The following is a 14,987-nucleotide window of genomic DNA, read 5'->3' as shown; positions in this document are numbered from 1 at the left end:
TTGTTTGCGTCTAGCAACAGTAGTGTAGCCCTGCCGGGGCGGATTGTCATCACGAACCCGGGGTCTAGCCTCTGACAGAGCGCCTGCGATCGGGCCGGCTTCGGCGATCCTCAGTTATCAGCACACCGTTGACGGTAAGCGGAAATTCGGCGGGGGAGGATGCCTGGCGGCGGTCGTCGCGGGTGCGATGCTCGCTGCCCGTGTCGGAAAACAGCGTTGCGCGGTCGGAGTCGTCGTCGGAGGCATAACGGCGGACGGCGAGGGTGAAGATGGCGACGGAAATTACAAGGGCTCCAGCGCCCAACCCAGCGAGAATGATCAATAGGATATTCATGCCCTGGCCGTTCTCCCGCGCTCCTCACGCTATGCTTTTATTATCAGGCAAGATATATACCATTAATTTTACTTGCCCAGCTTTCAAAAGGTTACTGAAGCTTCCCTTCCCGCTCAAAAGGGAAATGATCGCAGCAGTTAAAAAAACTGACACATGGCAGTCTCATGCTCGCGGGTGCGAGCCGAAAATTGCACTGATCTGTGGGCGCCCTTGCCGAACAGGACGACTTCCGCGGTTTGCAGCAGAACCAGGAAGTCCAGGAACAGGCTCCGGTTCCTGACGTAGTAGAGTTCATCTTCCGGTTTGTACAGAGAGTCGCGGTGCTGTTTGCGCTGGCATTACGTTCGGACTATGGTTTTACACGCTACAGTATTGTTTGTCGTAGTCATCGCGGCAATCACAGCCGGTCAAAAATGTAACCCCATCCCGCAGGAGCGTCATTATGAGGTATCTCTCAAGGACTAGTCATCTGGCAGCATTACCGACCCTGCTGTGCTACTTGCTGTTGGCTACTCCCGCTGCCGCAACCTCTCTGGCGGAAGTGATTGAGCGGGTGCGCCCGGCCATCGTCGGCGTCGGCACCAGTTACCCGCCGCGCCAGCCCATTGGTGACCAGCGACCGAATGAACTACGCGGTACCGGGTTCGTGGTAGGGGATGGCAATCTGGTAGTGACCAACTACCATGTGCTGCCGGAGCTGCTGGATTTCGACAACCAGCAGATGCTGGCGGTGTTCTCCGGTCGCGGCGGTGAGGCGCGGGGACACCCTGCGGTGATTGTGGGTGAGGACCCCTTGCACGACCTGGCGCTGCTGCGGATAACGGGCGCGCCCCTGCCCACAATGGAGCTGGGTGACGCCAGTCGTGTGCGGGAAGGGGATCCCGTCGCCTTCACCGGCTTTCCCATTGGCGCGGTACTGGGACTCTACCCCGTTACCCATCGCGGTATGGTCTCGTCAGTCACGCCGGTTGCGCGTACCGCCGATGCCGCTCGCGACCTCACCGCGGTGCAGTTGCAGCGCATGCGCAATCCCTTCGATGTGTTCCAGCTGGATGCCATTGCCTACCCCGGCAACAGCGGCAGCCCGGTATATGACCCCGAGACCGGGCGCGTCCTGGGTGTAGTCAACAGTGTATTTGTTAAGGAGTCCCGGGAGTCCGTGCTGGAACGGCCCTCGGGCATCAGCTATGCCATTCCGGTGAACTGGGTGCGGGAACTGCTGCAGCGTGCCGAACCCTAGCCCCGCGCCTGCAACTGCTGCTTCGGAGTCGCCATTGCCGTGAGCTGGTGGCGTCCCGAACTGCGAGTGCTGTTTATCTGTACCGCCAATGTCTGCCGCTCACCGCTGGCCGAGGCCATGCTGCGCCAGCGCCTGCGGGTGCTGGGCCTGGGGCGGCGGGTGCAGGTACGCTCCGCGGGCACCCGGGTTGGGCAGCCCGGCCGGCCGCCGGACCCTCGGGTGCGGAAGCTGGCGCAGGACGCGGGGTTCGCGTTGGGCTGGATTCGGGCGCGACAGGTGACAGCGCGGATGTTGCGTAACCATGATTTCATCCTGGCCATGGAGCCGGCGCACTTGGAGGAACTGGCGGCTCTGGCTGAGGCTGGCGACCGCCTGTACCGGACGCAGTTGCTGGGGAACTATTTGCCCTTGGGGCGTTGCGAGGATCCGGTCATCCCGGACCCCTACTACAGCGACCTGCAGGGGTTCAGCGAGGTATTCATGTTGCTGGACGAAGCCATGGAAGGGTTCGTCGAACACCTCCAGGCGCGGCTGCGAAAGCCAACCTGAACTCCAACCACTGGACCCGGACCCTGCAGGAGCAGGGCAGTAAGGCTATTTCAGCCCGTACTTCTCCAGCATTGTATAGAGGGTCGGACGCGTGACGCCCAGCAGTGTGGCCGCTTCGGATACATTGTCGCCGGCGTGGCCCAGAGCGCGCACGATGGCGTCGTGTTCAGCGGCCTCCCGCACCTGGCGAAGATTCAGCGGCATGGCCTCTCTGCCATCGGCAGCCGTGCCCAGTTCCAGATCCTCGGCGGTGATTTGGCTACCCTCGGCCATGATCGCAGCGCGCTTCACCCGGCTTTCGAGTTCCCGCACATTGCCCGGCCAGCTGTACTGTTCGACTGCTGTCAGCGCACCCGCATCGAAACTCCGGGTGCCAGTCCCGAGTTCGCTGGCAAAGCGCGCCAGGAAGGCCTTGGCCAGCACCGGAGGGTCGCCAGTGCGGTCTTTCAGGGCGGGTATCCGGATGCTCATTTCACTGATGCGGTAGTAGAGGTCCTCGCGGAAGCGTCCCTCCTTCATTTGCTGCTCCAGGTCCTGGTGGGTCGCGCAGACGATCCGTACATCCACCGGAATTTCCTTGCGGCCGCCGATCCGCTCCACCACCCGTTCCTGCAGGAAGCGCAGCAGTTTGGCTTGCAGCTCCAGGGGCAGGTCGCCGATCTCGTCCAGGAACAGGGTGCCCTCGTGGGCATACTCGATCTTGCCGATCGTCTGCTGGCTGGCGCCAGTGAAGGCCCCCTTTTCGTAGCCGAAGAGCTCGCTTTCCAGCAGGTTTTCCGGGATCGCGGCGCAGTTGATTGCCACCAGGCGCTTGCCGGCGCGCGGGCTCAGTTCGTGCAGGGCGCGGGCGAAGCGCTCCTTGCCGGTGCCGCTAGCGCCCAGCAGCAGGGTGGTGATGTCAGTGGGGGCAATTTTCTCAACGGTGCGGCAGACCTTGAGCATCTGCGGGCTGATGGCGATGATGTCGCGCAGCGGCATGTTCTCTTCGGCCCGTTGCAGGCGGCGGTTCTCCAGTTCCAGCTCATAGACGTGGTAAGCGCGCTCGACCAGCAGTGCCAGCAGCTCCGGATCGGTGGGCTTCTGGTGGAAATCCCAGGCCCCGCCGGCGATAGCCTTGACCGCGTTGGCGCGGTCATTGTCTCCGGTCACTACGATCACTTTGGTTTCCGGCGTCAGGCTCAGGATTTCGCGCAAGGTGGCGAGGCCCTCGGTCACCCCGCCTGGATCCGGCGGCAGTCCCAGGTCCAGCAGCACAACCCCGGGTTGGAACCGGCGCAGCGCGGCGATAGCTTCGCCACGGTCGCCGGCGATGTCCACCTCATAGCCATCAAAAGCCCAGCGTAACTGGCGCTGCAGCCCCTTGTCGTCCTCGACTACCAGCAAGTGCCGGGTGCTTGTCTTTGCCATGGTCAATCCAGTTGTCCGATAGGTGAGTGAGCGGCTGCGTCCGCTACTGCATCAGCGGTAGCGTCTGCCTGGTCAGCGACGAGCGGCAGCTTCACCCGGAACACACTGCCCGCCCCGGGCGTGCTCTCCACGCTGATATCGCCGCCCAGCTGGCGGATGTACTCGCGGCTCTCGAAGGCACCTATGCCCATCCCGGTCAGGCCCTTGGTGGACTCGAATGGCCGGAACAGGCGCTGGCGCAGGAAGTCGGCGTCCATGCCGCGGCCGGTATCGGCGATTGCCACGATTGCCTGGTGGCGATCTATGTTCAGGTTCACCGTGACTCTGCCGTCTACGGGGGTGGCCTCCTGGGCATTCTGGATCAGGTGGTTGAACACGGTTGCCAGGCGCTCACTGTCTGCTTCTACCCGCGCGTCCTCCACCAGCTCCAGCTGAGGAACCGGACGGGTCTCATCCCGGGCGGCGACTACCTGCTGCAACAGAGGGGCCAGCGCAACCTGTCCCGCAGCGGCGCTGCGGACGCCGCTGCGCATCTGCTCCATCAACCGCTGCATACGGGCCACCGAGTTTTCCACGGTGTTGATCATATCGTCAATGAAGGCGGGGTTGTTCCGGTGCCGGGCGGCATTCGACACGATCAGCGATTGCTGGGCGAGGATATTTTTCAGGTCGTGCACCACGTAGGCGGAGAGCCGGTTGAAAGCATCGAATTGTCGCGCCTCCACCAGCGCCTGGCTGGCCAGGTGCTGCGCCAGGTGGCTGGCGGCCTGGCGGCCTGCGGTTTTCAGCAGATCGCGGTCTTCCCAGTTGATACTGTGCTTCAGCTTCGATTGTTTCAACATCAGAACGCCTTCCAGGCGGTCGCGAAACGTCAGCGGAATGATCAGCCACAGCGAGGGATTATTTCCCAGCCACTCTGGCAGTTCCAGATCGGTATACAGGTCAGGGGTGTGCCGCCATTCGGCCAGGTCAATGACCCAGTCCGTCCGCTGCAGCCAGGCGGGCAGATTGCCCAGCCCCTCCGCTGCACCCTCGGGCACCGGCATGCCCCAGTGGGCCAGGAGACGCAGGGGCTGGCCTTCACTGCCGCCCCAGATCAGCCCCGCGGGGCTGTTGGCCAGAGGCGCCATGGTATGGATGATCCCCTCCGCCACATCGCCGCTTAGCCCTGCCAGAGCCCGGGTGAATTTCAGCCACTCCTCGCGATAGTCATACCGGTAGCTGAAAAAATGCTTGCTCAGCTGGACTCGCAGCAGCGCCCGCAGGCGACCGGAGAACAGCAGACTGGCCAACAGGGTGCCGGCGGCTACCAGAAATGACAGTTGCAATACCGTGCCCCAGGTGCCGCCCATGTACTTGAGGAAATAGCCGATGGCTGCCATGCCCAGCAGGTACATGCCTGCACCCATCAGGGTCACGGTATGGAAGACTGCCTGGCGCGATACCTGCAGCTGAACCCGCCAGCTGCCGTAGCGCGCAAAGGCTACCCCCAGCAGCGGCGCAACGACGGCATTGACCAGGCCCCGGGCCTGCAGCAAATCCGGGTTCAGTTGCCTGAACAGCAGAGCCTCGGAATACATGAAGAAGTCCCAGGTGAAGATCGCGCCCAGACCCAGGCAAAGGAATTTCAGGGCCCAGCGCTCCTCGGGGGCGGCGTTGCGATAGAGTTGCTCGATCAGCAACAGGCCGGCCAGCGCCAGAACCAGCCAGACCAGTACCACCAGTGCATAGCTCGCCGCCAGCCAGGACGGCAATACTTGAGGCAGGAGGGGCAGCAGTACCAGCACAAGTGCCAGGGTGGCCCCGGCGAGAAACAGGGGTCGCCAGGGGCGGCCGCGGATGGTACCTGTGGTGCCGTCCGCCTGCAAAGCAAGCAGCAGCGCCAGAAAGTTCAGCCAGCTGATATTGCGCAGCAACTCGGACAGATGCATGAGTTTCACTGGTGGGTAGGCTGCCAAGGTACCCAGGCCGATGATCGCGGCCCATAGTGCCGTGGCCGTGCAGGCCAGAACCAGGGCGTTGCCCAAGGGTTTGACCCGCCAGACCCACAACAGCAGCAGCGCCAGCAAGGTAAAACTGGCGCTGGCACAGAGGTGGGTAAAGAGGCCGATATTGCCCGCCATCCAGTTATCCAATGTCCTGTTATCTTTGCCAAACTGTGACTGACGTCATGCCCGGGCATGGCCGCAAAGTCAGCCAGACCTTATACTCCCCACTGCACGCTGTAAATGGCGGCGCGTCGGAAGCTCGATCTGGTGCACAGGTTAACGGGCTTTCTGGAACTCTCTGACAGGGAAGGCACGATACAGTGGAAGCATTCAGGACAGTGGAATCCGGGCTCAGTGATGCCCCCGCCAGTTGGCTGGTAACCGGCGCCGCGGGCTTTATTGGCTCCCATTTGATAGAACGACTGCTGCTGCTGGGGCAGAAGGTGGTGGGGCTGGACGACTTCTCCACCGGCTACCGCGAAAATCTCGATGCGGTGCTGGCAGCCGCAGCGGGTAAAGGCGAGTTCACCTTCATTGAGGGTGACGTGCGCGCGTTGGAGGATTGCCGGCGGGCCGTGGTCGGTGTCGACTATGTCTTCCATGAGGCCGCGCTGGGCAGCGTGCCCCGTTCGCTGGAGGATCCCCTGCTGACCAACGCGGTCAATATCGACGGCTTCGTCAACATGCTGGTGGCGGCCAGGGATGCGGGGGTCAGGCGCTTTGTCTATGCGGCTTCCTCATCCACCTACGGCGACCATCCGGGCCTGCCCAAGGTCGAGGACGAGATCGGCAAGCCTCTGTCGCCCTATGCGGTGACCAAGTATGTCAACGAACTCTACGCCGATGTTTTCAACCGTGCCTATGGCCTCGACTGCGTTGGCTTGCGCTACTTTAATGTGTTCGGGCCGCGACAGGATCCGGAAGGCGCCTATGCCGCGGTGATCCCGCGCTGGTTCGGGGAGCTGGTGGCGGGACGAACCTGCCAGATCAACGGCGACGGTGAGACCTCTCGCGACTTCTGTTTTATCGACAATGTGGTGCAGGCCAACCTGCTGGCGGCGACGGTGACGGACCCGGCGGCACTGAACCAGGTCTACAACATTGCTTTCGGTGGCCGCACTACGCTGAATGAGCTGTACTACGGCATCCGTGACCTGCTGAGCCCCGGGCTCCCCGTGCTGGCGCAGGCGGAGCCCGAGTACGGAGAGTTCCGGGAGGGCGATGTACGCCACTCTCAGGCCGATATCGGCAAGGCAGCGCATTTGCTGGGGTACGCCCCGGAATACGATGTAAACGAAGGACTGGCGCGTACCGCCGCCTGGTTCCTTGCCCAGCCGCAAGCGTGAGTGAGTAGAAGCAGATGAACGAAACAGTCGCCATTGTCGGCCTGGGCTATGTCGGGCTGCCACTGGCGGTGGCCTTTGGCCGCCAGCGCCGCACCATCGGCTTCGATCTGAACGAGCGCAAGCTGGAGCAGTACCGCGCCGGGCGCGACCCCAGCGGTGAAGTGACCACCGAGGCCCTGGCGGCGGCCACCGGACTGGCGTACAGCAGCGACCCCGTGTGCCTGGCGGAGGCTTCCATCATCATCGTGGTGGTGCCCACTCCCATCGACCACGCCCACCGCCCGGATTTAAGCCCGCTGGAAGGCGCCTCGCGTACAGTGGCGAAATACCTGCAGCCAGGCACCGTCGTTATCTACGAATCCACCGTCTACCCCGGCTGCACCGAAGAAGTCTGCGTCCCCCTGCTGGAGGCGGGGTCCGGTCTCGCCTGGTGCGGTCGCGAGGGAGTGGACGTGGAGCCGGCGACCGGGTTCTTTATCGGCTATTCCCCGGAGCGTATCAATCCGGGGGACAAGGTGCACCGCCTGGAAACCATCACCAAGGTGGTCTCCGGCGATACCCCGGCGACCCTGGAGCGGGTGGCCGCCTTGTACGAATCCGTGGTGGAGGCCGGGGTGCACCGCGCCGCCAGCGTCAAGGTGGCCGAGGCCGCCAAGGTCATCGAAAACACTCAGCGCGACCTCAACATTGCCCTGATGAACGAGCTGGCACTGATCTTCAACAAGCTGGGCATCGACACTCTGGACGTGCTGGAGGCCGCCGGCACCAAGTGGAACTTCCTGCCTTTCCGCCCCGGCCTGGTGGGCGGCCACTGCATCGGCGTGGACCCGTACTACCTGACCTACAAGGCCGAGAGCGTCGGCTACCACCCGCAGGTAGTGCTGGGGGGGCGCCAGACCAATGACGGCATGGGCAAGTTCATTGCCGAGCAGACGGTAAAGCAGCTGGTAGGCCGCGGCCATCCGGTAGCGGGCGCGAAAGTGACCGTGCTGGGACTGACCTTCAAGGAAAACTGCCCGGATCTGCGCAACTCGCGGGTGGAAGACATCATCCGCGAACTGCGGGACTACTGTTGCGAGGTCACCGTGCACGACCCCCTGGCCAGCAACGAGGAAGCGGAGGCCGAGTACGGCGTTACCCTTACCCCTTGGGAGCAACTCGGGCTGGCGCACGCGGTGGTGCTGGCGGTGCCCCACGCGGCCTATCTGGAGAGGGGCCTGGACCTGGTGCTGCCCATTCTCGCCCCCAGCGGGGTGGTGATGGACGTGAAGGGTGTGCTGGACCGGGGCCAGGCCGCGGCCAGCGGCGTGGCTCTGTGGCGGTTGTAGCCCTTGAGGCCATGTGTTGATGCACAAACCACGTAAACGAACACAGCTAATTCCTGCGATGCAAGCCTTACAGGACACCGTGGTTGAAGGCGTCGAACTGGCGCGCTCCCACGCCGCTCCCTGCAGAGGTCACCAGATTGTGACCGGCACCATGCCTGGACGTGGCCGTAGTGTCACGAGCCCTCGTACCTCCGTCGGCCAGCTGTAAATGACGCTCGTGCACGAGCGCGACCTGAAGCAGGTCTACAAGTTTGCTTCCTCCCAACCGTGCCTGTGCTTTCTGTAGAAAAACGTACAAATGATTACGCGGTAGGGAATATATGTGCGCTAACGTACAGAGGCCGCTGTCACCTGGGTTTAGTGTGGAGATCAACGGCAGGGTTGCAGGCTTTGTCGTGTAGTCGAAAAACTCAACTGTTCCCTGGAGCATCCTGCGGCAGTTGAGAACAGGTGTCCTGCCACCTCTGGGGAAAGGGACTAGATAGCTGTGTACCAACAGTTCTACAGCTTAAGCGCTGAACCATTCCGTCTGAGTCCGGATCACGACTTTGCCTATGCCCACAAGGGCTACATGAAGGCGCGCGCCTACATGGCCTACGCCTTCATACGCGAGGAAGGCTTCGTCATGATCACTGGTCGCCCTGGCACCGGCAAGACCACCCTGATCGGTTCCCTGATAGAGCATCTGGGGCGCGAGAATGTGAAGGTGGCCAACCTGGTCTGCAGTCAGCTCAAGGCAGACGACCTGCTGAAAATGGTCGCCTATGACTTCGGTATTTCCCTCGATATTGTGGAAAAAGGCGAGCTGCTGCAGCGCCTCACCCTGCAGTTGCGGGCCTGGAGACGCGATGGCCGGCGCGCTCTGTTGATTGTCGACGAGGCGCAGAATCTGGCCGTGACCGCCATGGAAGAGCTGCGCCTGCTGACCAATATACAGGTCGATGGCAGGCCGCTGTTGCAGATTTTTCTGCTGGGGCAACCGGAGCTGCGGGAGCTAATGTTGCGCCCGGAACTGGAGCAGGTTCACCAGCGCATCGTTGCAGCCAGTCACTTGCGTCCGCTGCAGCTGGAGGAAACCCAGGCCTATGTGATGCACCGACTGGAGGTGGTCGGCTGGAGCGGTGACCCGGCCTTCAACACAGCGGTCTTTCCGCTGCTGCACAAATTCAGCGAGGGCATCCCGCGGCGTATTAATCTGATATGCAGCCGCCTGCTGTTGCACTGCGCGCTGGAGCAGCGCCACCGGGTAGAGGTGGCGGATGTCAGGGAGGTGATCCTGGAATTGCAGGATGAGAATCTGGCAGCGGGCAGCACCTGGAACGAAGCGGATTTTTCCGAGCCGAGCGAGCCGGAACCGCAAGCTGCCGCTCCGGAGCAGCCTGCGGATCCGGTAAAGAATCGGGCTACGGCAACCACAGCCAAGAAAGTCGATCCCGAGCCTGTTGCTCCCGGCACTACGGCGGGCCACGCATCCGAGGGCGACCTTCCACCCGTGGCCGGCGATGCGGCAGCGGCAGCAGAGTCCGCACCTAAACCTCCCTCGCAGCGGCTGAAAGTGGTGGTCACTGCCCCCGAGGTAGAGATGCGGCGTACCGGCACTGACAGCAGGAGGCCGGACCCGCGCCCTCCCAAGGCTGAGGCTGGCAGGATCAATCTGGAGCCAGTGACCGCACCTGAAGCGCGGGTTGCATCGCTGCGGCGCACTGCAGACAACAACCAGGTCCCGGCGCCCACCAGTCCCCCGCCGATTAGAAAACGTGCTGCGAGGGCGGCGCAACTCCTTGAGATAAGACCAACGGTGCCCAAGCCGGGTGAGGGCCTTTCGGGAGCGCCACCAGTTCGCGATTACACCGGTGCATGGGCAAACGGGCTGATTTTCCTGTTGTCGGTGGCGTCTGTTTTCTGGGCCGCTTCGGGGTTCGATATCTGGAAATTCTAGGCGAAGTGAGCACTGCACTGCCACTTGCCGCACAGCCCGGGGTCGCAGCTGCGGCACCTCGCGAAGAGCCGTGTTTGACCTGTACAGAAAACCGGCCGCCTAAGGCCAGAAGAGGAGTACAAGAGGATGACTATACTCACACGCTTTGGCGAGGCCCGTCGCCTCGGGGCGCTGCCGGGCGCGGCGCTGATGGCTCTGGTACTGGCGGCCTGCGGCTCGCACCCTCCGGTGCCGGCCGATGATCGATTTGACAGCCCGGACTACAACTATGTGATCGGGCCCGGCGACACCATGGAAATTTTTGTCTGGGGCAACCCGGAGCTGACCACCTCCGGTATTGTTCGCCCGGACGGAAAGTTCACCACCCGCCTGGTGGAAGACCTGCAGGCCAGTGGCAAGACCTCCACCCAGCTGGCGCGGGATATTGAGAGCTCCTACGGCGAGTACGTGCGCCAGCCGGTAGTCAGCGTAATCGTCAACGGTTTTGTCGGCGTACCGGAACAGCAGGTGCGCGTGGTTGGCGAAGCGGCCACGCCCTCCAGCGTACCCTACCGCCAGCACATGACTCTGCTCGATCTCATGATTGCGGTAGGCGGCATGACCGAGTTTGCCGCAGGCAACAAGTCGGTACTGGTGCGCACCCACAGCGGCAAACAGGATTCCTACGGATTGCGGTTGGATGACCTGCTGAAAAAAGGCGACATTTCTGCCAATATGGCGCTGATGCCCGGTGATATCGTCATCATTTCGGAGAGCTGGTTCTGATGTCTGTTCAGGCAGGCAAGCGATTGGGGGCTTAGACAGTTATGCAGGACGTCCTCGCGCAAGTAGTTACTCACATCCTTGGTGTCTGGCGTCACCGCTGGCTGGCGCTCGCGCTGGCGTGGGTGATTGCCCTGGCGGGCTGGGCTTTCGTTTGGCAGATGCCTGAGTCCTATGTGGCCAGTGCACGCATCTACGTAGACACCAACTCCATTTTGCGCCCCTTGATGAGAGGGCTCACCATCGATGCGAATATCAACCAGCGCATTGCGATGTTGAGCCAGACGCTGCTCAACCGTCCGAATCTGCAAAAGCTGACGCGTATGACTGATCTGGATCTCCAGGCGACCTCCGTTGCAGAACAGGAAAGTCTCATCCAGCGATTGGAAGATTCCATTGAATTGTCGGGCGAACGTCGAAGCTCGTCTTTGTACAATATCACTGTTACGGACCCGGATCGCGAAACGGCGCGTCGTATCGCACAGGCCCTGATAACCGTGTTTATTGAGACATCCATCAGTGACAAGCGTCTGGACAGTTCAGGCGCAAAGTCGTTTCTGGAGCGGCAAATTGTTGAATCCGAGCAGCGGCTAGTGGAGGCGGAAAACCGGTTGGCCGAGTTCAAACAGCAGAATGTCGATGTATTGCCTGGTGAGCGTGGTGATTACTACAGCCGGCTGCAGTCGGCCAAGGAAAACCTGCAAGTCGCCCGTTTGCAGCTACGGGAAGTGGAAAATCGGCGCACGGAACTGCAGCGACAAATCGACGGGGAAGTCCCGATGGGTGATGGTGTGCGATTGCCGATTGATGAGCGCATTCACTCTCTGCGCTTGCAAGTGGACATGTATCTGGCCAGCTACACTGCCAAACATCCACAGGTGGTGCGTTTGCAGAACCTGATAGAAGAGCTTGAGCGGGAGCGTGACCAGGAGTTTATCCGACTGAGAAGCGAGCCCGGCGCTGTCGCCTGGGGGGACAACCCCGTTTACCAGGGTATGCGTACCATGATGGCCGAGGCTGAGGCGCAAGCAGCGGAATTGCGGGTGCGGGTTGCCGAGTATCAGCGCCGCGTTGAAGAGCTTTCCAGCCGGGTCGATTTGATACCCCAGATTGAAGCTCAACTCACCCAGTTGAACCGAGACTATGGGGTGATTTCCAGCCAGCATCAACAGATGCTGCAAAGGCGTGAATCCGCGCGTTTGTCTGGCGATGTTGAAAGTAGCGCCAGCGATGTCAGTTTTCGGGTTATTGACCCACCGTTTGTGCCGCGGGAGCCGAGCCATCCCAATAAGCCGTTGCTCAATCTGGGCGTGTTGTTGATGGCCCTGGGTGGCGGCGTGGGCGCTGCTCTGTTGTTTTCGATTGTGCATCCCATCATCACCGATGGGCGCATGTTGTCGAAAGCCACAGGGTTGCCGCTTCTGGGTATGGTAACGTGGAGCAAGGGGCGTAACGGAGCGCAAGCGGGATTCTGGCGTCTGGCTGCGTTTGTCGTCTGTGGTGGCGCACTGCTTCTCGCATTCGCGGGCGTCACTGTGGTTCCCGGGCTGATTGCCACATGACAAGCATCCATCAGCCCCCAAGGTAAATGCCAGCAAGGAGCGGGACATGAGTACCATCGAGAAGGCCTTGGATCGTCTTAAAGACGATAAGCGTGCAGCACAGGAGGTGGCGGATCCGGGCAACAATACGGTTGAACGTGCGGCGCCCGCAGGTCCCCTGGCGACCAGCGACGAGGTTGGGGGTACGACAGCTACTGGCTCCAGTTTCAGGGTAAATATCCCCTTTGATGCCCTGCACGAGCAGGGGTTTTTGACGCCTGCAACACCGCGCAGCCAAATAGCCGAGGAGTTTCGCGCGATCAAACGGCCGTTGCTGAAAAATATCGCCGGCAAAGGGGTTGCCTCAGTTGCCAACGCCAACCTGATTATGGTTACCAGTGCCCTGCAGGGAGACGGCAAGACTTTTTCCTCCCTGAATCTGGCAATAAGTATCGCCATGGAGCAGGACAAGACAGTACTGTTTGTCGATGCGGATGTGTTAAAGGCTACAGCGGGTCGTTTGCTCGGTATTCCTTCGAATACTCCCGGTTTGATCGATATCCTGCGCGATCAGGCGGTGCCGGAGGATGTGATCCTGCCAACGAGCATGGACAAACTGCGTTTCCTGCCAGCGGGCACTCCGGATGAGCACTCAACCGAATCGTTGGCAGGGGAAAACATGCACCAGTTGATGCTGGAGTTTTCCGCCCGCTATCCAGACCGGGTAATCATCTTTGATTCTCCCCCATTGTTGCTGACAACCGAGGCCGGGGTTCTGGCGAGTTTCATGGGGCAGATCGTGTTTGTGGCGGCGGCAGACATCACCCCGCAACAAGCGGTGTTGGAAGCGCTGGAGCATATTGGCCCGGATAAGATGGTGGGCATGCTTCTCAATTGCATGCCCCGGCGCAGGCTGGGCTTGTTTGGCAAGGGCGTTGGCTATGGCTACGGTTATGGTTATGGTTACGGGAGTCGTCTTCCGGCAGATCCGGAGCCAGGCCAGGCAATGTCGGGGGCATCGGGGCAGTGAGCCGTGGCAGGTGGCTGGCAACAGCGGCAACCCTGCTGGCAGGGTCGCTCGCCTCGGTCGCCTTCCCCGCGGAATGGGAAACCGGCGCTGGCGTCTCGGTGGGCAGTTATTACACAGACAATATATGCTTGTCTCCGCACGATGAGCAAGGCAAGTGGGTGGGAACAGTGCGCCCCGATGTGTCCTTGCGTGGCAGTGGCGCCCGCGCCAATGTCAGTCTGCAGGGGGGGGTGGCTTACAATACCCTTGGCAACAGTGGGCTTGAATGCAGCGGCGACCAGGCAAATACGCGCACCAGCCGTGAGTCGTTTATTCCGAACCTGAGGTTCGCCAGTGATGTCGAAGTCGTCCGGGACTGGCTGGTACTGGATGCTAACGCCGACGCACGCCGCACCTCGATCAATCCCTTTGTCGCCGGTGCGGATGACCCGCTCAGTGGCCGCGACAACAATAACATTGTTTATAGTTATGGTGCGGGGGCAACATTGCAGCGACCTATAGCCCAGTACGCAGGGCTGCGAATGCGCTACCAATACGATGAACAGTTCAACGAGGCCTCTATTTTTGGTGACAGTGTTCGGAACCGGGCCACTATAGATCTTGACACTCTGCCCGATGCCGGTCGACTGCGTTTAGGTGTGGGTGGCGAATATAGCAAGGTCACCTATGACGACAACGCTCAGGTGCAAGCTTTTGACAACGAGCTATCTTCAGCAGAGTTCCGCGCCGCCCTGAAAGTAACCAGCAGTTGGGAGATAAATGGGAAAGTAGGGGAGGAATGGAACGAGTTTGTCAGCGCTCGCGATGACATTGAAGGCAGCTTTTGGGATGTTGGCCTGCGCTGGACCCCCAACCCGCGTATTGAGGCGGAGGTCGGCATAGGTGAGCGGTTTTTTGGTGATACCGCGAGGGCCAACATAGCTTACCGCCATAAGCGTAGCCAGTTGCAGGCCAGCTACCAGAAAAGCCTGAACCTACCCCGTAACCTGCGGGTGAGAGACGCCGGTTTCACTGACCCTGACGACCCATTCGATCCGGACTTCGGCGGAATTCCTGGTGACTCCTTGGGACAGGATGGTGTGCCCACACTTATTGGTGAAGCGCCGATTCTGAATGAGCTTTTTCAACTCCGCTACATGTTTAATGCTCGTCGCACCACAATCGGCGTGACGGGCTCGGAGTCTCGCCAGACACAGTACGGCAGGCTGGAACAGGCGGAAGCGACCTTTCGCAATGCCAGTGTCCGCATTACACGCTCACTGAACACTATTCTGGATGCCAATCTGCTTCTGAGCTGGCGGGAGAACGTGAGAGAAAACGATGTCCCCGCAGGCGGGTTTTTCAGCGGTGACAGCGAAACGTGGCGAATGAGCCTGGGCCTTACCCGCCAGTTGGGCCAACGTACCCGCCTGTCGGTCACTTATGCGTATACCACACAGAGCTCGCGAGACCCGTTCAATGAGTATGACGAAAATCGCCTGAAGCTGTCCGTGCGTCACAGCTGGTGAGGACAGCGTCTGAAG

General features: G+C 61.1%; 12 protein-coding genes. 9 read left to right on the top strand and 3 right to left on the bottom strand.

Features of this window, described 5'->3' with window-relative positions:
- Positions 1–64: 64 nt before the first annotated feature.
- Positions 65–334: a hypothetical protein gene (locus Q6D67_RS01920; protein WP_304703833.1), complete on the bottom strand. Its 270-nt coding sequence runs from the start codon at positions 332–334 to the stop codon at positions 65–67.
- Positions 335–776: 442 nt separating this feature from the next.
- Here Q6D67_RS01920 and Q6D67_RS01915 point away from each other — a divergent pair, with 442 nt between their 5' ends.
- A complete protein-coding gene (locus tag Q6D67_RS01915) occupies positions 777–1,574 on the top strand; it encodes a S1C family serine protease (protein ID WP_304703832.1) in 798 nt (265 codons plus the stop codon).
- 39 nt (positions 1,575–1,613) lie between these two features.
- Positions 1,614–2,123, top strand: a complete 510-nt coding sequence (locus Q6D67_RS01910; RefSeq protein WP_304703831.1) for a low molecular weight protein-tyrosine-phosphatase — start codon at positions 1,614–1,616, stop codon at positions 2,121–2,123.
- 45 nt (positions 2,124–2,168) lie between these two features.
- Here Q6D67_RS01910 and prsR read toward each other — a convergent pair whose 3' ends face one another.
- Complete coding sequence (prsR, locus tag Q6D67_RS01905; RefSeq protein WP_304703830.1) at positions 2,169–3,530, bottom strand: PEP-CTERM-box response regulator transcription factor; 1,362 nt, start codon at positions 3,528–3,530, stop codon at positions 2,169–2,171.
- Between the two features lie 2 nt (positions 3,531–3,532).
- Entirely contained in the window at positions 3,533–5,653 is a 2,121-nt protein-coding gene (gene prsK / locus Q6D67_RS01900; protein WP_304703829.1) for an XrtA/PEP-CTERM system histidine kinase PrsK, read from the bottom strand.
- Positions 5,654–5,838: 185 nt separating this feature from the next.
- Here prsK and Q6D67_RS01895 point away from each other — a divergent pair, with 185 nt between their 5' ends.
- From Q6D67_RS01895 to Q6D67_RS01865, 7 genes are all read left to right on the top strand, one after another.
- The gene (locus tag Q6D67_RS01895) at positions 5,839–6,864 is read left to right on the top strand and encodes an SDR family oxidoreductase (protein ID WP_304703828.1); all 1,026 of its coding nucleotides are present in this window, start codon (positions 5,839–5,841) and stop codon (positions 6,862–6,864) included.
- Between the two features lie 14 nt (positions 6,865–6,878).
- The gene (locus Q6D67_RS01890; RefSeq protein ID WP_304703827.1) at positions 6,879–8,192 is read left to right on the top strand and encodes a nucleotide sugar dehydrogenase; all 1,314 of its coding nucleotides are present in this window, start codon (positions 6,879–6,881) and stop codon (positions 8,190–8,192) included.
- Between the two features lie 487 nt (positions 8,193–8,679).
- Positions 8,680–10,131 (top strand): ExeA family protein, encoded by a 1,452-nt coding sequence (locus Q6D67_RS01885; protein WP_304703826.1) that lies wholly within the window; start codon positions 8,680–8,682, stop codon positions 10,129–10,131.
- 126 nt (positions 10,132–10,257) lie between these two features.
- Complete coding sequence (locus Q6D67_RS01880; protein ID WP_304703825.1) at positions 10,258–10,896, top strand: XrtA/PEP-CTERM system exopolysaccharide export protein; 639 nt, start codon at positions 10,258–10,260, stop codon at positions 10,894–10,896.
- Between the two features lie 41 nt (positions 10,897–10,937).
- Positions 10,938–12,455 (top strand): XrtA system polysaccharide chain length determinant, encoded by a 1,518-nt coding sequence (locus Q6D67_RS01875; protein ID WP_304703824.1) that lies wholly within the window; start codon positions 10,938–10,940, stop codon positions 12,453–12,455.
- A 46-nt stretch (positions 12,456–12,501) separates the two neighbouring features.
- Complete coding sequence (locus tag Q6D67_RS01870) at positions 12,502–13,464, top strand: XrtA-associated tyrosine autokinase (RefSeq protein ID WP_304703823.1); 963 nt, start codon at positions 12,502–12,504, stop codon at positions 13,462–13,464.
- Complete coding sequence (locus tag Q6D67_RS01865; RefSeq protein ID WP_304703822.1) at positions 13,461–14,972, top strand: TIGR03016 family PEP-CTERM system-associated outer membrane protein; 1,512 nt, start codon at positions 13,461–13,463, stop codon at positions 14,970–14,972. Before Q6D67_RS01870 ends, Q6D67_RS01865 begins: the two co-directional genes overlap by 4 nt.
- The last annotated feature ends 15 nt before the right edge of the window (positions 14,973–14,987 follow it).

It is taken from the genome of Haliea sp. E1-2-M8 (assembly GCF_030649675.1).
Lineage (GTDB): Bacteria > Pseudomonadota > Gammaproteobacteria > Pseudomonadales > Halieaceae > Haliea.
This window is presented reverse-complemented; position numbering and strand designations above follow the sequence as displayed.